This is a genomic window from Chitinophaga sp. (genome assembly GCF_036566945.1).
In the GTDB taxonomy this organism is placed as follows: Bacteria; Bacteroidota; Bacteroidia; order Chitinophagales; family Chitinophagaceae; genus Chitinophaga.
In genome coordinates, this window is record NZ_DATCVJ010001045.1 from 1 (window position 1) to 22770 (window position 22770).

Below are 22770 nucleotides of genomic sequence, written 5' to 3' on the forward strand. Positions count from 1 at the left end.
TCCACGACCGTGGTAGTACCACCGGTAGCCTTCGCATTTTTCAGCACCACGTCATCGATATAAACGGTACCGGCAAATTCGCCGTAGCTAAAAATCAGCCGGCTCCTGTCTGCAGCAGTGGCAGTGGTGGCGATGGTGACAAACTTCCATTCTGTGGTCACCTGCACCTGTCCATATCCATTAGACGAATAGTCGGCACTTTGCAACTCCGGACGAATCACACCTGCCGCGGTACCTTTTACCCAAAAACTCAATTCATAAGTAGCGCCGTTCTCCAGCGGAGATGCAAAATTATAGCTGGTTTGCACATCCCAATAGTTAGCCGCTTTAGCGGGATTTGTTACAAAAAAAGCCTTGCCTTTGTTCCCTACTCCCACGCCATCAGCTGTTACGCCGCGGGAGGAGCTGCCTCCCCAGCCTCCCCAGCCACCACCTGATTCGAAATCACCGTTGGCTACCAGGTTGTTGATCACTGCTGTACCCTGTGTATCGTATACATACAAATTGTTTACGTCGATATAATAAGTAACACCCGTTTTATTTTGCAAATCAAAATGCAGCTTAATATTATCGGCCGCAAAATCATTGATGGTAAAGCGGATCTCTTTCCAGGAAATCCCCGTGGTAAAAGTAGCAGTAGCGGTTCCTGATTTTGTCCAGTCTATCAAAGGCGTATTATTATTTAAACCTTCAAAAGCAATCCTTCCTTCCCCGTCTCCGTCTGACCGGATATACATCACCACTTCATACTTATGTGTTTTATTGACGGTGATCCCAGGGCTGATGAGTTGCAGATCAGTTGCCCCACCATTTGTCATCCACTTAACGGCTTTATTACCGGTCCCCATCCCTTCTCCGTCTGTTACTGAAATCCCTGCTCCCGCACCCGGCCGGGACCAGTTAGCGAAGCTCTTATCCTGCAACCCTGCCAGATTCAGGTCATTGGCATAGGCCGGCGAAGTGACCGATAGCGGTGCAAGCAATCCTTTCAGATAGCTGGCATTCTGGTTGGCATGCCACATCAGGGTGTGACCATATACCTGCATCCCTGCTGCGGCCGCCGTTTGAAATAATGATTGCACTTTCGTCAGTGCTAAACTACCATCCGCCTGCACTACAGCACCATGTTTCATTTCATATCCTAAAACAATTTCATCGAAGTTTCTATTGGCTAACCGATACTTCACTCCCTTGTCCAGGTACTCTTGTAAACCCAGTGCCACCCCCAGTTTAAACCCGGGCTGTGCCACACGGTTTATGTAGCTTTTAAGGGCCGGATAAGCATCTATATCTTCTTGCACAGATACACTCTCCGGCTTATCTACGTTGAAGTCGAGCCCTTTATATTTATTGCAGGCAGTGATGACTATTAATCCAACGAAGCCGGCTGTTATTTTATGAAGTCGAATCATATAAATTACTTTAATGTCGTACAGAATAATTACTTACCTACAGGTGTAAAAGTTTCCATCGTCACCGTCCGATCCCGCATTACCAGCGTATCTGATGTGGCTACCTGCATGCCAGGCAGCGTCACCTGGTAATTGAGATACAGCGCATCCCGGTCTTTGCTGCCCCAACTATTCTTTTCTCCTTTTTTCACAAAGATTCCCGTTCCTGTTGCGGTGAAATTTTCGGTAGCAGCGGAAATGGTGCATTTACCGTTATCATCGAAAGTGAGCAGTAGTATGCCATTGATATTTACACCGTCTTTGTCTTTGTACACTACCGGGAATTCCAGTTCCTTCATGGATCTTGTGGTCAGCTTATTAACTTCATCCTGCTCTACATAGCGTTGATGCCGCAGGATCGTCTGACTCACACTTCCGCTCACCACATCTTTTCCCCTACGCAAATAGTTGCCATGCCAGGTATTTACATACTTCACCGCATAGAGTATAAAATCTTTTCCACTCAAAATGGAATCTGCCCCTGATTTGTTGGTGATACGCAGTGGAATGACATAGGTGTTTTTGATGGCCTTTGGATCATTAAAAAATGCGTCTGTCAGTTGTACCTCTACGCCCCCCGCCAAACTGCCTTTTGGAATAATAATGTTATTGGCGGCTAATGAATAATACTTAGCAGGCATCGCTAAAATCTCATCTTTGCCTGCGCCAAACAGCAGGCCACTTCCCAGTAAGGTGTTATCTACAGAGATACCGATAGTCAGGTCCTTTTTGCTGTAATAAACACCGCCTGTTGTGGCCATAATTTTACACCTGCGTTGGTTGTCCAGTTCCGTGCTAAACACATCTTCCCCGAAAGTAATGGTACGTACAGGATATTGATAGGCGAAATATACCGTCTGGTATTCGTAATCCGGAAAGGTTACGCTTTTGTTACATGCTGCCAGCAGCAGTAGCAGGATAGGCATTAAGCACTTTTTCATCTTTTATTATTTTCAAAAAAGTCAGATAAAAATTATTCCGTGTCGGGCATTTTTATTAACGCCAGCCTTTGTTCTGCTCTAAAGCGCCGAACTTGAGTATCTCTCCGTAAGGAATGGGTCCATAGGTCATGAAGGGCTGGAACTGCCGGCTTTCCACGTCAATAACAGTGGGCGTGTTATTTGTAATGCTTACCCCTTTGGCTTTCTCGCTAAGATTAACTTTCCAGCGGCGAAGATCCCAAAAGCGAAATCCTTCAAAACACAGTTCTATTCTCCGCTCATTCCTGATCAGCTCCCGCATCTGCTCCTTGCTACCCTTCGCCTCTTCCAGGTAAGGATCACCATTTGTAGTTCCTACGCCAGCTCTCTTCCGGATAGCTTTGATAATATCATAAGCGGAGAATCCGTATTTACCGGCTCCCAGCGGCCCCCAGGCTTCATTGGCAGCTTCTGCGCAGTTGAGAAAAATTTCGGTATACCGGATATGTGGTTTATAGTGTCGTTGATTATTCGCGGAGTTAGGATTGAGGTTTACATCCTGTCGTAACAATTTGCGCAGGTAATATCCGGTCCTGGTAGAAGTTCCTACGCTATTGAGGGCATCATTCGTACCGCCGTCGGCAGCGGTATTGATCAATGTATTATTCGGACCGGCGGTACCGCCATTTACTAAAATAAACATCCTCAGTCGCGGGTCTCTGCCGGTGTACGGATTGGCGGCATCATAGCCGCTACCCGCACTGCCAATGGGCATGCCGGTCGCCATCGGAAAAGCATCCACCAGGTTCTGTGTTGGATTAATACGACCATTACCAAACAAACTGGGTGGAAAGTTAGCTTGTTCCAGATCACGATTATCGCCATAATTATTCCTCCAAAGTATTTCGGAAGGATTGGCGCCATCGGCTAATCCGGCAATTTCACTTGCATTGGCATACCAGGTAAGTCCATTGGCAGACAATGCACTCATCCCCCCTTTCAATGCCATCACCTCACCTGCATCATCTGCTGCGTCTGCCCAGGTAGTGGTGGTGCCGGTGCTGAAAGCAGGACTGGCCGCCAGTAAAGCCGCTTTGGACCGGATTGCCTTCACCACACGAGCGGTCAAAAATCCTCGAAATGCTGCACCAAAAACGCGATCATATTGTTCCTTCGTAATGGCGCCATACTTCTCAGGAATAAGTGCCGGCCCCGCAATATTTTCGTAATCCAGTGGCAACAGCTCTTCCGCCTTGGTCAGATCACTATAAATTTGTTGCATACACACTTCAAAAGTAGCCCTGGGTTTGTTGAAATCTGCCGTAGGTCCCTGCACCTCCAGGTTAAGAGGTACACCCAGTATAGCGCCACTTTCAGACGGGCCGGCATGTGCCTGCAACAGGTGATAGTAGAAAAGGGCGCGCAAACCATAGGCTTCCCCCTTGATGCGCATGCGAAACAATTTACTTATCACCGCGTCTGCCGCCCATTGTACCGTATCCACGTCACGCAACGTGATGTTCAAATACTGGATAGCAGCATATGCATTGGTCCATTGAGTCAGCGGATTATTAGTAGCGGTCCATTGTCCGTTCGCCATTTTCAGAAATCCATTACCCTGATCATTGGTCACCGCATCATCGGTGGCTACATCATTGAAGGACCATGAATTGGTGGGTATACGATTGTAACCGTTGAGTAATATGCCAAACGGCAGTGAGGCATCATTGGCGGGATATTTTATTCCATTCAGGTCCCGGTTATTTTCAATTTCCGGTACCAGCAAATCTTTGCAACCAGCCAGCAAGAAAACAACTGCCAGCAAAAGGATCATATTTCTTTTCATAAAATGGAAACTTAATCGGGCAAAAGGAAAAAATTAAAACAATCCCTTTATACCCAGGTTATATAAGCGTGTTCGAGGTGTACTGCCAACATTCATTTCCATCGTTTTGCGTTCCGCAGAAAGCGTCAGCAAATTGAAACCACTCACATATACCCCCATTTCTTTCAAGATTTTCTTCCGGCCCAGCAAAGGGCTCATGTCATAGGAGAGCTGCACCTTCGCCAGGTCGAAGCGGTTGGTCTTGTACAACCAGAAATCCGAACTGCGGAAATTGTTATCGCTGTTGAAAGTAGTCAGACGCGGATACTTCGCTGTCTGTGCTGTTTCAGGTGTCCAACGATCTCTTACCACGGCGGAATATTTATCCTCACCATCTACCCAAAACCAGGAATTATTTTTCATGTCGTACGAGCCATATCTACCTACGCCCAGCGCAAAGAAGGAGAAGTTCCTCCATTGGGCAGTCAGATTTATACCGAGTGTAAGCGGAGCACCAAACCAGCCGCCACGGCCCAGGTACACTTCATCACGCGCATCTATCACCCCATCGCCATTTTGATCCTTGTATTTGATATCACCGGGTTTAACCTGACCGAAAGTTTGCGCCGGAGAATTTTTAATGTCATCAGCATCACGGAAGAGGCCCTGACTGTGTAGTCCCCATATCGCATCCAATGGCTTCCCTTGTCTGTATTGGTAATTGTCTTCAAATACTTCGGCGCGCTTTGTAGCGGTAGTTTTATAATAGGTACCTACCAGTCCTAATGAATAACTCACTTCCTGCACCTTCTTGTTAAAGCGCACGCTGAAATCAACCCCTACCCGTTTGTCGTCATTATAATTTACATAAGGAATGAAAGAAGAAGATGGAAAACCGGTGGTGAAATAAGAAGGATACAATACGTTGGGCTGGATGATGTTGCCGGTAATTTTGTTGACAAAGAAATTACCATCTATTTTTATGAGTTGATGAAAGAAAGCTCCGTCCAGACCGATACTGATTTCTTCTTTTTTGGGAAAACGCATATGAGGATTAGCTCCCCGCCTTGACTCTGTGGCCTGTACACCTGTACCATCTTTCCAGCCAAACCAGCTCCCTTGCGCCGTATAAATACCCTGGTATAAATAGTAATCCGCAATATCCAGATCCGTATGCAATACGCCACCGGAAACGGTCAATCGGAGATGATCAATAGCGGAGATTCCCCGCAGGAAACCTTCGTTGCTGAGTCTCCAACCTAATGATACGGTGGGGGAAAATGCATTTCGGTTTCCTTCCGGTAGCTTCGCGCTATGGATCATGGCACTGCTAAAATCGATGTAGTAAGTATGCCTCAAATTATATCCTAATTGCAAACCAAGATTGGCATTGCTGGTGCGGTGATACAGGGCCGATTCAGATTGCTGAAAACCATTCACCAATAAAACAGCAGAAAGATGATGTTGATCGCGGATCGAATTCACATAATTAAACTGCCCCGTTGCGGAAATGGTTTGACGGTACCAGCTATTACTAACATTCTGTACCCCTGATGTAGCATCCTGTCCATATTGTGTGAGGCTGCTAATTAAGTCAACACCGGAATAGGTATTCCAGGTAGGCGCATATACCGTATAGTTATTATTGAAAGCCAGGTTATAGGAAGTGTTGTAGTCAACGGCAAACGTAGACCGGAAGGAAAGACCTTTCAGTAAATTTCGCAGATCTGCATTGACGCCTGTATTAAACTGGAACTGCCGGCTGATGGACCGGTTGTTGCCTCCGGCATAAATAGCGGCAAACGGATTTGTTTGATCCAGTTGCGTTCCACCCAGTAGATATTTCCCATCGATAATGTGATTACTGTTTTTCACAAATACATTGGACGCTTCATCGTCTGCTTCTATCCGATCCAGTGGAATAAGCGGTGCAAAGCGATAGGGACGTAAGTTAGCAGCACTTGCCCAGTAGTCAGTATTAACACCTCTTCCGGTATAGAAAATGGCAGCAGCATCTACATTACAACTAATGTATTCGTTGAGATTCATGTCTACATTACCACGCAAATTGAGGCGATCCGATTTACCATTCTGCCGGGCCTCTCCGAAATTGAGCAACGAACCGGTGTTCTGGTAACCGATATTGGTATAATAGCGCGCCTTGTCATTTCCTCCGGAAATTTCTGCAGTTACATCATAGCGGTTATAGTATTGCTTCAGGTATTCATCTGAATAATAATCTACGTTGGGATACCTGTAGGGATTTTTACCGGAGGCATACGAATAAATCGACTCCTGCGGGTAGAGGTCCGGCAGCCCGTCGTTGCGGCGTGCTTCATTGTACAATGTCATGTACTCCGCCGATCCCAGATAGGCCGGGTAAGCTTTGGGAACATGTATGCCACCATTAGCTCTTACATCAATTTTATGCAGACCTGCTTTTCCTCTTTTAGTAGTAATATACACCACTCCTTTTGCTGCACGGCTGCCATAAAGTGCTACTGCATTTACGCCTTTGAGGAAAGAGATCTGTTCAATTTCAGTTGGCAATACATTGTTGGCGTCGCGGGGTACGCCGTCTATGATGAGCAGGTAACCGCCCATGCCCCACAAACTATTGCCATTAAAACCATTCACCCATCCATCCATATTTTCCAGGCTGGAGATCATGTAGTTGGTGGACATTTGTTTGGGTACATTTACTACTGAAATACCTCCCAGCAGGTCGTTTTGAGGAACTTTCCGGAATGCTACCTGCACCCCGTTGGCGTTCTGTGTAGTATCCTGTGCCTGCGACACCGGCATAACGCTCATCAGTGCTACAAATGCTATTAGTACTTTTATTTGATTCATGAATTTTTGAATTAACAGTAAACGATACCCATAAGGATTGCACCTTTTACCAGCCTGGATTTTGTGGAAATTCCAGGTACATACTGGCATCCGCATTTTTTAATGGCAGCCAATAATGTTTTTCGGAATACTTGCGTTCCAGGATGACCGACTCACGTAAATTCAGTACCCGGTTATTTTTTGGGTCTGCTGTACTGAAAGTGGGCGAGCGGTCAAACTCAACAGATTTTTTCAGTGTATAAGGACTTTTGATCAATAACAGCCACCTTCTTAAATCATTGAAACGATGCCCTTCAAAAGACAGTTCCACCGCCCGTTCGCGGCGTACTTCGCCTATGAAATCCTCCAGTGCACCGGTGAATTTGGCCGCCACATGTCCGGCACCTGCCCGATCGCGGATCACATTAATGGCGTCTACGGCTGTTTTGGCATAGTTCGTGGATTTGCCTGTAGCGCCACCATAGCCCTCTGCAGCCGCTTCTGCATACATTAAATACACATCTGCCAAACGCATATAGGGCAGGTGAATATTAAGGGCTTTGTCATAGGTCCAGCCATTATCAAATCTATTAGCGGTTATTGGAATAAACTTGTAGAGCAGGTAACCGGAGCGACTGGCACTGCTGATATTGCGGTAGCTTCCACCGGTATAAAGGTTCGCGTAACGATTGCCCTCATCGGTAGTAGCGCCCTGCACACATTTAATACCATCGAAAACAATATCATTATAAAAACGTGGATCTCTGCCTCTCCAGGGATAAGCAGGATCATATCCCGATTCCGGATCTGCCTTCGTGATATCTTTAATGGGCAAGCCATTAGCCATACCGTAGTAATCAACGTAGTTAGCGGTAGGCACAAATGTGATCGCTTCTTCTGTCAGAAAAGCCGGGCCATATTGCTTGGCAGTGCCATAAGTAGTGCCATGCGCACCATAGTAAGGGCCACGAAAAATAGCTTCTGTACTACCGGGCATTAACCAGTTTTGACCAGCACTATAGAAATTGGTATAGTACTTAGAAAAGTCTACCAGGCTATAAGGTGCGTCCCCGCTTTCGCATAACTGCAGCAACTCGCCGAATGCTTCGGCTGCCTTTTTGCAATACTCCGTGTTGTAAGTTTTATTACCGGTAGATACGTAGTTCATCAACGGACTACCCGCCCACAAATAATTTTTCCCCAGGTAGCCCAGCGCCATGATTTTATTGATGCGCAGTTGATTTTTTCCTAACGTTCTTTTACCTGCCGTGGTATTATCCCAGTTGACAGGCAGCAAGTTGGCCGCCTCTCTGAAATCGGCTGCAGCTTTGTCTGCGCACTCACTGTATTTAAGACGGGGCAGTGTTAATTTCTCATCACCCGGCAGTACTTTATCGATATAAGGTAACCCACCAAAATACTGGATGAACATGAAGTGAAACCATCCTCTGAAAAACAACAATTGCCCTTTAATCAAGTCTTTTTCCTCCTGGGTGGCATCGGTTAGTTTATCAATATTCTCCAGTCCCATATTAGCTTTCCGAATACCATACCATCCAAGCTTCCACAACGATTTTGCAAAACGGTCATCATTGGTGCTTGTATTGTTGCGGTCCATCCATCCGGCTTGCCATCCGTCAAACTGTGACTGCCAGCCCCAGAAATCACCATTATCTATTTTGATGATGATGTGAAAATTCTGTGCGGTAGATTGGATTTCATCTTCTCCCCAGTTCCAGGAATTGGTCCAGTAGGCATTGGTAAAATCTGGTATACAGTGATAAAGTTCTTCCGTGAAGCCCTGAAAGCTGATAAAGTTCTTAAATGCGTTGTCTGCAGATATGATGGATTGTGGTTCCTTATCCAGGAACTTCTTGCAGGATGCCAGGCCGAGGGCGGCGGTTATTCCGGCAGTTGCCAGCAATATTTTTATATACTGATTCATACAATTCATATTTAGAATGTAAAATTGGCGCCAAGGTTGTAACGCTTTACGGTAGGATAAGCTCCCTGAGATGCCCAGCCGGTACCTGCAAAATTTGATTCGCGGTCATCCGGCATTTTACTCCAGACAGCCAGGTTATTGCCGTTGAGATATATTCTCAGCGATTCCATACCGGCACGCTTTACAAATCCTTTATCGAATGTGTATGCAATCTCCGCGTTCTTCAGCCGCAGATAAGAACCGTCAAACATGTATTGGGAGCCCTGGTAATACCCGGCAGGTGTAGATAGCCAGCGTGGCATAGACACATCCGCATTAGGATTATCTTTCGACCAATAAGTCCCTTCGTTATACACAGTGTGTCCCTGGGAAGCCAGACTGTTAAAGACCACCTGCCTCGTCACGTTATTCACGCCATAGAATTGTACAAAAACGCTGAGCCCTTTCCAGTCTACCCCCAGGGTGGCATTGTACGTGTTGGTAGGCCAGCCGCTATGTCCATAAGGAATGTTATCGCTTGCATCGATCACACCGTCGCCATTGTAATCAACGAGGTAATAGTTGCCCGGCAACTTTTGATTATCATTGGTATTGTGTATGGTACTACCATACAGTTCATCCCAGGTATTGTAATAGCCCTGGCTCACGTAAGAATAAGCCTGACCAATTTGCATGCCCTCTGATTTCTGATAAGCAGGCAACAGTTCGGGGTTATCGGCTTCTATGACTTTATTTTTGGTATGGGTCATATTCAGGTCTGCCCAAAGCCGGAGCTTTTTGTTCGCCTGGTAATTGAAGTGTAGCTCTGCTTCATATCCCTGCGAATTTACCCGGCCCAGATTGGCGACCGGCGGCGTGGCGCCATAATAAGACGGCACGGAAGTCCTGTTGGCCAGCAATATTTTTGAACGTTTATCCTGGAAGATATCCAGCTTACCTTTTATGAAACCATTGAATAATTCAAAGTCGGTACCCACGTTCATTTTCTCTGCCTGTTCCCATTGCACATTCGGATTGCCCACGGTAGATTCGCGGTACCAGTTGTACGGACTTTGCTCTGCTGCTTCACCAGTGCTGCCCAGTCGTGAACGCCCTCCATAAGACCATTCGGTCAGGTACAGAAACCGACCCGCTACATTATCAAAACCTGTTTGGCCGTAGGAAGCCCGGAACTTCAACAAGTCCAGGAATTTTATATTCTTCATGAAATTTTCATTGGATAAAATCCAATTCACACCACCGGAAGAGAAAAAGGCAAAGCGATACTCCGGTGCAAATTTTTCCGACCCATTATAAGCGCCATTGTATTCGATGGTGTATTTGTTATTGTAGGTATAAGTGGCACGGAATACCCAATCCTCCCGATAAGAGGGAATCATACTACCACTGGCCGTAATGTTACGGTTTAGTAATCCCATGGCAGTTACCGCGTGTTTATCGGCGATCGTTTTAGCATAATTCAACTGCAACTGATAGAATAACCGGCGTTGATTATCTGTCACTGCACCTGCTGCCGGCGCCCACTTGATTCCTTCCTGGAAATCGAAATTGGTAACACCGTCAAAGGCACTTTTGTAAAACACATTTCCGGTAGCAGGATCTATCCATTTGCGTTGTACATCATGGTACAGGTCATTGACTCCTCTGTCACTTTCAACGAAAGTATTGTCCATGGAAATGGTGCCACTGAACCTTAAGCCATCCAGGAGCATATCCAGATTTTGCTCGAGTGTAAAGTCGGTGGTGATGCGTGTAGTGGTTTGGTATTGAATACCGCCCACTGCCAGGCTCCTGGCCGAGTTTTCCGCCCTTCCTTCATTGGGAGCAAAGTAACCCCAGGAACCATCGGCATATACCGGTAGAAATACATCTGGTGCGGTAGTATAAGCATCGATCCAGGAACCATATTGATTACCCGAAAATCCCCATGGACTTTTCCGCACGCCGTAAGATCCTGCGAGGTTTACTTTAAAGAGTGTAGAAGGTGTTAATTGAAAATCAAGATTAGAACGGGCATTTAACCGGGTAAAGCCGAAACCGGGTTTGTACCCACGTTTGTTATCGTATATTTTGAACAGATCTCCTTCATGTAAAAAATCGACACTGTTAAAATATTTTACGAAATGGGTACCGCCGCTGATATTTACGTTGGCATTTTGTGAGGTAGCGTAATCTTTAAATAAAGTTTTTGCCCAGTCTACATTTGGATAACGTTCGGCTTCTGCCAGATTAGCCGGATGCCGGTATTTATCGAGGATCGCCTGTGGATAAAAGTTATTCCAGCTTTCTGGCTTTAGTGCCAGTTCATATTCGATGGCTTCATTGATGGTGCGCAACGCATCATATGAATCTGCCTTTCCGGGCAATTTAGAAGGTGCTTTCACCACAGAGTTCACCGTGGCCCGGATAGCAGCTTTGCCGGATTTACCTCTTTTGGTGGTAATGAGAATCACCCCATTGGCGCCACGTGAACCAAATACCGCTGTAGCAGAAGCATCTTTTAAAACCGTTACGGTTTCTACAGAGCCTATATCGACACTGTTCATGGGGCGTTCCACACCGTCTACCAATATCAAAGGACTGCTATTGTTCCAGGTACTAAGGCCACGGATGATCAGCTGTGGATCTTCTTCACCAGGCAGACCGGTACTTTGGGCGGTGATAAGACCGGGAACATTTCCGGTAAGTGCCGCACCAATATTTGATACGCCACCTGCACGCTCCAATGTTTTACCGGTTGTTTGTGAAACAGCGGCTACTACGCTGGTCTTTTTTTGCCGGCCATATCCTACAATCACTACATCTTCCAGGGCCACTACATTGCTTTTTAAGGTAACGGATATAACCGGTTGGTTTTTAATGTTCACCTCCTGCGACGCTTTTCCCATGTAGCTAAAAACAAGTACATGCTTGTCTGCAGGAACCGTCAGGAGAAATTTACCATCATTACCTGTACTGGTACTGATCGTGGTTTCTTTTACCAATACCGTGGTGCCGGGGATGGGCGTCTTTTGTTCGTCCAGCACCACACCCTGTACCACACGAGTTTCCTGAGCCTGTAATGGCAACCAGGACAACGTTTGAGACAGCATGGCTGCTGTCACAACGAGCCATTTCCATGACATTTGCGAAAGAATCATTTTAAACATGGAATTCAAAATATTTAATGTTAGGGCAATAAGGGGTTCTGACAGCCCATACAGGACTATCACGCCGAAATACCGGCAGGAACAATTACAATGCGATAAAAAGATGTATCCTTAAGAGAGGTACAGGATGCTACCTCGTTAAGTGACGAAACAGAAAATGGTTGTTACGGGACGTGGCGACCCCGGCGCTTTGAAACTTCATAAGTAATCATTTAGCGTTTAAGTAAGAAATTTTTTCATAACGTAAAAGTTGCAGATCGGTCAGCAGACACTGATACAAAAAACAACAATCGAATCTACGATAGCGCAGTATATATGAATGGTACGAATCTCCAAAAGGATAGTAATAATGTATAAATAACCCGCAAATGCATTGCCTGGCTGTTCTTCACCGGGGTATTAAAATTTATTTAAAAAGTAGTTGCGCAAAATTGACCAGGTTATTTCTCCATACCGGCCAGGTGTGGCCGCCGGGATATTCGCTATAGGTATATTTAATTTTTAGCTCGTCTAATTTTGTCAACATCAGCTGGCAGTTCTTGTAAGCGATGTCTTCTTTTCCCCCCATTGAAATCCATAACGCTTTCAGGTTGTTGTTAATTATGGCAGCATTAGCTTTCATAAAATCGTACTGGGCTACGGCAGTACTTTCCTGCCTTGGCTGTATCCAGCCTGAACTGAATACACCCAGGTAGGAAAACAGCTCCGTGTTTTTAATACCTGTATAAAGGGTATGGATGCCGCCCATCGACAAACCGGCCAATGCTCTTTTTTTCGCAGTGGTTTCCACACGATAATTTTTTTCTATAATAGGAATAATAATGTCCTTTAGTTCTGATTCAAATGTTTTCAACACGGACTCGTCGAAAGCGTTGCCGCCTACATTCGCATCAGGCATCACGATGAGCATAGGTTCTGCTTTTTTTGAGGCGATCAGGTTATCCATGATCAGGTCTGTTTTGCCCTGTGTGGTCCAGCCGGTTTCGTCTTCGCCACCACCATGTAAAATATAGAGTACAGGATATTTTTCGTTTGTATCTGTATCATAGCCAGGCGGCGCATAGATATACAATTGCCGCCAGGAACCGGTCACCTTTGAGAAATATTTCCTGATCCGGATATCGCCATGCGGCACATCCCTTAATGCATAATAGTTGTTACCGACAATGGGTATTTCAATACCGGCTGCCATTCTGCCCATGCCATAAAAAGTTTCGCTGGCGGGATCGGCAACGGCTACGCCATCTATCAACAAAGAATAATAATGAAAGCCTTCGCCGATCGAATCTGTTGTCACTGTCCATACACCGCCGGTATCTTTCACCATATCGTAGCGGCGGCCCAGGTCGATCTGCATCTTCTGCGCTTCCGGCGCTTTCACGCGGAAAATCACACGATGATCCGCCAGGATCTGCGGATACTTTGCATTGCGCACATTGGTTTCGGCAGGTGCGCCCACCACCGGGTATTTTGAGAAGGTAGTAGTGTCCACTGGTTTAAAAACCAATTGAGAGAACATATACAATCCGTTTTTCCACACTTTAAAATCATGCACACCCGGCTCAATGTAATAGATGTGCGGTACACTATTTTTTTCCAGGTAATCATGTGTACGTTTACTAAAACTAATGAGTCCATCGCTGGCGCCGCAGGAAATCCAGAGTAGTTTTATCTGTTGCTTTGCTGCCTCCGGATCTGGCATCAGCTGTTCGGGCACCTTGGTATTTGGGGCAGATGAGAAACCGCCGATCCAGGCAAATTTATCCAGGTTACCGAGGCCAAAATTCAGTGACTGCCCACCTCCCATTGATAGTCCGGCAATAGCCCGATGATCTTTGTCGGTGTAAACAGGATATTTTTTTTGTATAAAAGGAATAAGATCGTTCAACAGATCTTTTTCAAAAGTAGCAAATGCCTGTACTTTGTCTGGCGCCATAACATTGCCAGTCGCGCGGTCGTCTTTCATGGCCCTGCCATTAGGCATAACAACGATCATGGGTTCAATTTTTCCTTTGGCGTACAGGTTATCCAGGATGATCTGAGGCGTGCCGCCATTTAACCATTCCTTTTCATCGCCACCAATACCGTGCAACAGGTATAACACCGGGTATTTATGTTGCCGCGAAAATCCAGGCGGCGTATATATCAATGCGCGGCGAACATTGCCCACTGTGGCAGAATTGTAGCTGATAGTGTCAATGCGGCCGTGGGGTATAGCTGCCTGCAGGGAATCAAAACCAGCAGGCGCGTGTTCAATAATATTTTGTGTAAAAGCTGGCACTGTAAATAATAGAAAAATGGAAAGACTACATATTGTTTTTTTCATATCGTGTTTTTTTCTGTGAAATAAAAAACCGGGATTATCAATGATGCCGGCCGGGCAGCCATGCTTTGTTTGACCGGACCTGCCTATAATTTTTTCAGCAGCCGTATATAATAAACAGCGCTGGTTCTGTTTTGCTGTAAGGACTGGAATTTTATGTTAATGTGATCTTTGTCTTTTATCATGGAATCCGGCACCGCGTAGGTGATGTTAAAGAAGCCGGTTTGTTTCCAACGCGCTGTATTATCTTCTGAAACGAGTTTTTCTCCATCAATATAAATATCAAATTTCCTGTTGCCCTGTTCTGCTCCCTGGTAACGTACCATTAACTCAATATTGGTTGCTTTGTTAGTAGCCATGGTGTAACTAAAATATCCACCCTGGGCGGCCTCTCTCCAAAATTCGTTTGACGAAGATCCTGTCCGGGATTGATCGCTTTGAATGTGGTGATCAGCTTCGGGCTGCTGTTCACCGGGTGCAACAAAGTCTATTGTCCGTTGTTGCAATGCCAGCCTTTCTTTTTCTGTGGCCGCCAGTGAATCGAGGTAAGGTTGGTATTGCGTTCCCTTCAATGTCATCCAGTAGATCATGTACCTTGCATCGTGGATTTGATAGAACGGCTCCAACACCAGCTTCGCCGGGTTCATCATTTTCAATGCAGGAAAGGTAAAGGCCAGGGGTTTATTTTCCACCGGCACCAGGCTATCGACCATGGCAGACAGGTTGTCATCAACAATCACAGGCGCCTTATCGACCGGTAACTTTTCGCCACCGGCAATATGCCCCCAACGGCTATCATTGGCAACAAGGCCGGTCAGGTTTTCTGTGCCTGTTTTCGCTGCCAGCAAAATCGGGCCATGCATAATAGCTATATAAGCAGGTACATTGGGCAGCGGCGCGACGGTGTTATGCATAGGCAACTGAATCTCTACCACATCATTTTTTTTCCAGGTTCTTTGCAGGGCAATGTAGGACGAAGGCCCGACAACATATTCCACCGGTTTGCCATTCACCCATATCTTCAATGCACCTGTTTTTACCCATGCGGGATAGCGCACCATCCATACAAAACGTGAAGTACCTTTGGTGACTGTTAACCTCGTTTTTTCCGTATAAGGAAATTGTGTTTCCTGCCTGATGGTAACACCTGTTGCTTTCCAGTCAAGCTCCGATGCGATGAAGAGATTGAGCCACAGCGAATCGTTTTTATGAGTATAGATTAACCGGTTGTATTGCCCATGGTTTTCCATACCGGTGCCTACACAACACCACATGGCCTCGTTGGGAGCGGAATATACCCTGTAATGGCGCGGCCGCAAGGGGGTAAAATATACATAGCCGCCGTGAACAGGATGCTGGGTAGACAATATATGGTTGTAGAGGGTTCTTTCGTAGTAGTCAATATATCCTGCCTGCGGATGGTACCTGAAGAGATCTTCCGTCAGCTTTAGCATATTATTGGAATTGCACGACTCCGGTCCTTCCACATCATTTATAAAATCCATGCAGGCAGTGGTGCCTGGGAAAAACTCCCTTCTGCTATTTCCACCGAAAGCCACGCTCCGATTGGTGGTGACGGTTTCCCAAAAAAAACTGCCCGCGTTGTAATATTGCTGGTCGTGAGACACTTCACCTATTCTTTCAAAACCAATCGCTTTTGGCACCTGTGTATTGGCATGCTGGTTATCGAGATGATCGATGCCGGCAGCCATAGGTTTTAGCAGCATGTTATGCGAGAACTTCCGGGCCGCATCCAGGTATTTACGATCACCGGTGATCTGGTAAGCATCCGCAAAAATCTCGTTCATCCCTCCATGTTCGGTATCTAGCATGGATTGTATCTGACTGTTGCTTAATGCAGCTACGATATTTATTCCCCAATCGCAAAACTGTAAAAACATGGCCTTAGCTTGCTGGTTGCCAGTGTACAACCAGGCATCCCGCAGGCCGGCGTACATCTTATGTACATTATACCAGGGAACCCAGGCGGCATGATAAGCGGTAAAGTCCCCCACTTTTAATGTTGACCAAATCGCTTTACTATTGGGTACTCCACCTATGTATCCTATACCCCACTCCGGATTATTGGCGGCATTGGCGTCCACACAGGATTTTAGTTCCCGCAGCATATATTTCATTCTTTTCTCGCATTCCCCATTGTGCGTCGCCGCAACATTCATGGCCAGGGCTGACAAATAGTGGCCGCCGATATGGCCACTCAAACCGTCCCAGTTGGTATACCCCTTTGCTTTTGCAGGCAGCCCCGCTTCTTTACGATAGGGAGCCAGCAAACGGTCTACATCATATTTCAGCAGGGTTTGAATATTAAGATCCCGTGCATGTTTAAAAGGGCCTTCCAGCAATTTTACATCTGAGAGCGGAAATGTATTGTTATACAGGCTGTCCTGAGCATAGAGCTGATGAGTCATCAAAAGGGCACACAGTATCAGGCCGGGTAAACCCTGCGCTATTTTCATATAAGCTACTTTTAAAGAAAGATAAAAACTTTTATTATTCTTTTTTAAATTAATTGTCAATTAAACAATTAAAAAATAACAACTATTTTTTTGTTCTAAGCAACCGTATACTATAGAGAGATATGTTCCGCGAAGCACCTGCCGGAAACCGGACAAAGAGATCGTGTTGACCAGACACAAGGTTGCTTTCCTTATCCAGCCGTTGAACGTTGGCGGCCTGTTTACCTGGTTTTATAGGTACTACTGCGATGGGAGCGCTGGTTGACAAGTGATCTATCCGCAGCTCCAGTTGCCCACTGCGGCTGGCGCCGGCCACTATTGCTACCGCCTTCGCTTCACCGGGCGTACCGAAATCCACTCCCGATATCATCAGCCAGCCACCCTGATCGGAATCATTGGTAACTATTTCGTTTTCCCCTTCCTCCATTTTGACGATGCCGTAGTAATTGCTGCTACCCGCAGCCCGCAATTCAGAGAACCCGTCTTTACAAACAAAAAAATCGAAATCAACATTTCCCTTCTCAGCAAACAAGCCTACGCTGGTACCTACCCAGCTATTAAAATCAGGTTGGGCTTTATCGATAGGTACTGCACTCACCGGGGCTCCCACCGGCTGCCAGGTTTTGCCATCCCCACTGAAGAAGCCTGTCAACTGATGTTCACGCCTTTCCAGTTTAAGCCAGACCTCTTTTCCTTTGTGATAAGGCACTTCTCTTAACGCTGTATCCAATTGAAATACAATACGCGATTCATTACCATAGGCATAGTAAAGACGAGCAAACACACTTTGTTTTCCGTTGGTAAGATAAATGCCACCATGCGCTTCCGGAATGCCGGTTTCCACATTCACCCTGGTAACGGCCGTATAATAATGATCTGTTTCTTTCTGTACCAGGTGTGTGCGTCCACTATCCGGGGATAAACGAATCCACCCTTCCCGTTGTGTCAATGAATAATTGGCAGCAGCCCGTTTGGTTAAAAAATGCCACCACATCCCCAGGCTATCGCCCCCAAAATGATCTGTATGCACACTACGCCAGGGCGTGTTATCATTATCGAGTGCAGGCTTTATTACAGGGCCGCTCACCGGCGCCACTCCCCAGGGACGGTCGCCTTCCCATATTACCTGGTAAAGGGAAGTTTGTCTGCCCATGCCAGACCAATCATCATCACCGCGCTTTTCATAACTCTGCCCGATGGTCCACCAGGTACCATCCCCCAGTTGAATGGGTGCGGCAATATGATTGGGACGCGGGAAAGTATTGTTGGGATCTGTAATTGGTTTAAAAAAATCACCCAGTCGTTCCCATTTGGTAGAATCGGCGGTTAGCGCCGTTGTCCGCAAAACATACTGACCACCGGATACATCACCCGCAGGGAAATAATAATAGTAGCCATTGCGCTTGCACATCACGGGGCCTTCTGCCCAGCTGTACTGCAGACCGGCATTTATCCAATCCAGATTGATCACCGAATCGGTGAGTTGTCCGTCTCTCCCAAGCGCCTGTAGTCTATTCACCTTTTGCCCGTTTTTTATCACCATATAGGGCTTGCCATCATCATCTACAAAAATGGAGTTGTCATAACCGAGTGGACCAGTCCGAATATCTTCTTTTACCCGCATCGGGGTGGACCATGGTCCGGCTGGCGAAGATGCCCTGGAAAACCATTGCCCATGAGAAGAAAAATAGATCCAATAAGCACCGTAAAAATAAGTGAGGGCGCCCTGCCATACGCCGTTACCGGGACAGTCTGTTACCATACCCGTATTTGCAGGCGGTAATACACGGCCTATCACTTTCCAATGTACCAGGTCTTTGGAATGATAAATGGGGAGATAGGGGTTAAAATGAAAAGAAGAGCCGCAATGATAGAAGTCGTTCCCTACCTTCAGTAACGTTGGATCAGGATGATCACCGGGCAACACCGGGTTCACATAAGTATTTACCGTGGAATAAAAATGCGCTGCGGGTGTTTCCGCTACCGCTGGTGGACTGGGCTGCCGGGTAGGACCGCTTTGTTGGGCAAACCCGTTTTGTATCGTCAGACTTACACACACAAAGACAAAAAAACATGATCTTAAAAACATTTGGAAAACGGATTTTTTGTGATGACAAGATAATCCGCTCCCCCCTTAGCCAGATGCAACAAATGTTGAAATGATGGGTAAAAATGTTCTATCCGGGATATTAGCGCAAAAAAACTCCGCCGGTCAAATACCAGCGGAGTTGATCACAAACATTACGAAAATATGCTACAAATAATTATTGATAATATTTTCCAGGTATTCCTGTCTGCCGCTCGTCACCGCTGGTTCCCCATTGGCAATGGCAAATGCGCGCAGGCTCTCAAGGGTAGCCTGTCCTGCTTCAAAAGTTTTTGCCGCTTCCGTATTGAAAGATGCGTACCGCTCCTGACGAATCTTCTTATAAGCACTTTGCTCCAGGATGGTGTTGGCTGTAATGAGGGCACGTGCAAAGCTATCTATCCCGCCGATGTGTGCGTAGAACAGATCAGCCGGATCTGTAGAGTTCCTCCTGATCTTTGCATCGAAATTAATGCCGCCGCCTTTAAATCCGCCGCCTTCGAGGATGATCAACATGGCCTCTGTGAGTTCGTTGAGATTGGTCGGGAACTGATCGGTATCCCAGCCATTCTGATAGTCGCCTCTGTTGGCATCAATGCTGCCAAGTAAACCGGCATCAATGGCTACCTGCAATTCGTGCTGGAAAGTATGCCCCGCCAATGTTGCGTGGTTTACTTCGAGGTTGAGCTTAAAGTCGTTCTGCAAATCATACTGGTGAAGGAAACCGATCACCGTTTCTGCATCATAATCATACTGGTGTTTGGTAGGTTCACATGGTTTGGGTTCGATAAAGAAAGTACCGGTAAACCCATTCTTGCGGGCATAATCTCTTGATGCCTGCAGGAACCTCGCCAGGTGTTCCTTCTCCCGTTTCATATTAGTATTCAAAAGACTCATATATCCTTCCCGGCCACCCCAGAATACATAATTTTCACCACCGAGTGCAATCGTAGCATCAAGGGCCGCTTTCACCTGTGCTGCAGCATGACTCAATACGTGAAAATCCGGATTAGTGGCTGCTCCATTCATATAACGGCGATGACTGAACAGGTTGGCAGTACCCCATAATAACTTAACACCACTTTCTTCCTGCTTTTGTTTCAGATATTGCGTCAACGTTTGCAGACGCTTTTCATTGTCCTCGACATTATTGGTATAATCAACAACGTCCACATCGTGGAAGCAATAATAAGGCAGGTTTAATTTGGTGATCATTTCAAAAGCAGCATCTGCTTTGTCTTTTGCCCGCTCAATCGGGTCAGCGTTTTTGTCCCATTCAAACAGATGTGTGGCTTCACCAAAGGGATCAGCACCGGTTCCATTAAAAGAGTGCCAGTAAGCAACAGCAAAACGCAACCACTCTTTCATTGACTTCCCGGCTATTTTTTTGTTTTCATCATACCAGCGGTAGGCCAAAGGATTATCAGTACGTGGACCTTCAAACTGAATGGCGGAAATGCCACTAAAAAATTCTTTCTTTCCCGTAACTATTTTCATATTCGTGTTTTATTCAGCAAATATTGTCTGAATTGAAAAAGTTAACAACCGCTATTTTTGAAAGAAAATATGCTATCTTATCAATAATTATAAATGTTTATCAATTTACATGATAAAATAGGGTATCTATAAGGAGTATGAAAACAATTCTTCAAAAAATCGCCAATGACATCAGCCAGAGCTTTGCCTGCCGGATTTATCAAACACCTCAATTTGAAACCAACTGGCATAAGCACCCTGAGTATGAACTCATCCTCATACTTAAAGGGCATGGCACCGTCATGATAGGCGATTATGTAAGTGATTATTCCGTCAATGACGTGTTCTTCATCGCCGGCAACCTCCCCCACTGGTTTAGAAAAAACCATCCCAAAACAATAGGATCAGCCATGGTTATACATTTCACTGCCGATTGCTGGGGTGATGGGTTGCTGCAAATGACAGAAATGAAAGTAATACAATCGCTGCTGCAAAAGAAGAACGGCATACAATTGGAGAAAACCCTCAAGAAAGAAATAACAGCGTGTATGCAGCTGATATACCGTAAAAAAGGATTTGATAAGCTCATGCTGCTCCTGCAATGCCTGCATAAAATAGGACATTCGAGACAATCTAAACTACTGACAGAAGATTTCACCGATACCTCCGACCTGGTAAATCCCATCATCGAAAAAATTATCGACTTCTCGTTTAAACACTACCTGGATAAAATCACGCTGGAGCAGGTAGCCGCCATTGCTAATATGAGCATCCCCAACTTTTGCCGTTTTTTCAAGAAGAATATCAAAAAAACCTATTTCGATTTCCTCAGGGATCTGCGGATCAGTCATGCATGTAAGCTCCTTACCGCCAGCACCGAACCAATACTGGATATCTGTTATGAAAGTGGTTACAAAAGCTGGGCACATTTCAGTAAACAATTCAAGGAAGTAAAACAGCAAACACCCAGTCAATACCGTAAAATGTATTTATCGTAAAATGGCCCCGTTGCTTCTTATACGCGCTGCAATGTTCCGTAGATAATACCTACTTCCTTCGCGTGTAGTCTGTGATGTTTCGACCACACTGATTTATTATTAAAGGACCTTAAGGCCATCAGAAAAAAATACAAGGCTGAAGAAAAGGCCCTAAAAAGCCACTAGCTTCATTTATAGCATTATCTTACCCCCCTTGTTTAACCCAGGTAATGCAACAATCATTAAATTTTAAAGAAAGCCAATAAATACCGGCCGTGATCGATGATTCGCCCGTGTGCCGGGCTATGTACTATCGTTGACGTTGGTACAAATTCCCGGTCATGTTCTGAAGTCTAAAGCGTCATTTATCATGGTCGGTATTTGCTTTTAGCCGGGTGTTGGGCAGCTGCGTCGTTGTCGATATGCGCTGTAGCTACTCCGTTATAACTAAAAATCAAATTGATAATGCAAACGTGCTAACGTCCGGGGAATAGATGATGGGTTCTCCCGTCGGGCGTTTAATCAGGATTCTCCCCATCAGTGCTATAATCTCCCTCTTAATCGGAGGTCTGCCGCCCTCCAAGATCTCTAATCCCTAGTGGCCTAGTTTTATGGGAAGCTTACAGTGGCATCTATTCAATGTATGTTTAAAATGTGTTGTTGCCACGCCGATTGTATTTGCGGTGGCATACATGATATCTTCATACATCCTATCTATTTTCACCCTCTTTTAGAGCCAATGTCAGGGTCTTGACCCTTTGTAATAGTACTTTCTGTAATTGTATCAACACGTATCGGACCCTGTGGAACGGGAACAGATACTGGTGTTTGTGGTGCAGTTTGGCTACCATCCTGCCCGGAAGTATTATCGCTCATGTTTCTAATTTTACCCTATCAATTTACAACTTTTCAGGCAGTTTTAATCGCGGAACATTTATGTATTGACTGGGTACAATTTAAATGCCCAATATGACTTCATTAAGGAGATAAAATATTATATTCGTATAGATAAGTCAACCCAAATAAAAATAAGTAAACAAGAATCGCGCAATCGCACTTTGATAGACTAACAAATAGACCAAAAACAAAAAACCCGCGCCATGCGCAGGTTTCAAGCTTCTCCAGTGATCCCCTTGGGAGTAGCACGTATGTTCGTAATGTCTTGTAGATTCTGTGTTTGGTAGTAGTGAGCGTTTATTGCTAACCGTTATGCTAACCTGATTACGTGTAACCGTTGTGGTCAGGAGTAATGATAGGCAAATATAAGTAACGATCTGCTAAATCATCATTTTATTACCCTACTTATTCA

General features: G+C 45.6%; 11 protein-coding genes. 1 reads left to right on the forward strand and 10 read right to left on the reverse strand.

Annotation, left to right across the window (positions count from 1 at the left end; all coding sequences use genetic code 11):
- The 10 genes from VIP81_RS31485 to xylA form a co-directional block, all read right to left on the reverse strand.
- The coding region (locus VIP81_RS31485) for a carbohydrate binding domain-containing protein (RefSeq protein ID WP_331971488.1) at positions 1–1412 on the reverse strand (1412 nt) is incomplete at its 3' end.
- A 29-nt stretch (positions 1413–1441) separates the two neighbouring features.
- The gene (locus tag VIP81_RS31490; protein WP_331971491.1) at positions 1442–2392 is read right to left on the reverse strand and encodes a DUF5627 domain-containing protein; all 951 of its coding nucleotides are present in this window, start codon (positions 2390–2392) and stop codon (positions 1442–1444) included.
- 55 nt (positions 2393–2447) lie between these two features.
- Positions 2448–4217, reverse strand: a complete 1770-nt coding sequence (locus VIP81_RS31495) for a RagB/SusD family nutrient uptake outer membrane protein (RefSeq protein ID WP_331971494.1) — start codon at positions 4215–4217, stop codon at positions 2448–2450.
- Positions 4218–4250: 33 nt separating this feature from the next.
- On the reverse strand, positions 4251–7049 hold the full coding sequence (locus VIP81_RS31500; protein WP_331971497.1) for a SusC/RagA family TonB-linked outer membrane protein: 2799 nt from the start codon (positions 7047–7049) through the stop codon (positions 4251–4253).
- A gap of 46 nt (positions 7050–7095) precedes the next feature.
- Positions 7096–8973, reverse strand: coding sequence for a RagB/SusD family nutrient uptake outer membrane protein (locus VIP81_RS31505; protein ID WP_331971500.1), 1878 nt, complete (start codon positions 8971–8973; stop codon positions 7096–7098).
- Between the two features lie 11 nt (positions 8974–8984).
- A complete protein-coding gene (locus VIP81_RS31510) occupies positions 8985–12098 on the reverse strand; it encodes a TonB-dependent receptor (protein ID WP_331971503.1) in 3114 nt (1037 codons plus the stop codon).
- Between the two features lie 430 nt (positions 12099–12528).
- A complete protein-coding gene (locus tag VIP81_RS31515) occupies positions 12529–14448 on the reverse strand; it encodes an alpha/beta hydrolase-fold protein (protein ID WP_331971506.1) in 1920 nt (639 codons plus the stop codon).
- Positions 14449–14531: 83 nt separating this feature from the next.
- Positions 14532–16922: a glycoside hydrolase family 127 protein gene (locus VIP81_RS31520; RefSeq protein ID WP_331971509.1), complete on the reverse strand. Its 2391-nt coding sequence runs from the start codon at positions 16920–16922 to the stop codon at positions 14532–14534.
- 82 nt (positions 16923–17004) lie between these two features.
- A complete protein-coding gene (locus VIP81_RS31525; RefSeq protein WP_331971512.1) occupies positions 17005–19011 on the reverse strand; it encodes a family 43 glycosylhydrolase in 2007 nt (668 codons plus the stop codon).
- A gap of 165 nt (positions 19012–19176) precedes the next feature.
- Positions 19177–20505 (reverse strand): xylose isomerase, encoded by a 1329-nt coding sequence (gene xylA / locus VIP81_RS31530; RefSeq protein WP_331971515.1) that lies wholly within the window; start codon positions 20503–20505, stop codon positions 19177–19179.
- 137 nt (positions 20506–20642) lie between these two features.
- Between xylA and VIP81_RS31535 the strand changes: the two genes are divergently transcribed.
- Positions 20643–21482, forward strand: a complete 840-nt coding sequence (locus VIP81_RS31535; protein WP_331971518.1) for an AraC family transcriptional regulator — start codon at positions 20643–20645, stop codon at positions 21480–21482.
- The last annotated feature ends 1288 nt before the right edge of the window (positions 21483–22770 follow it).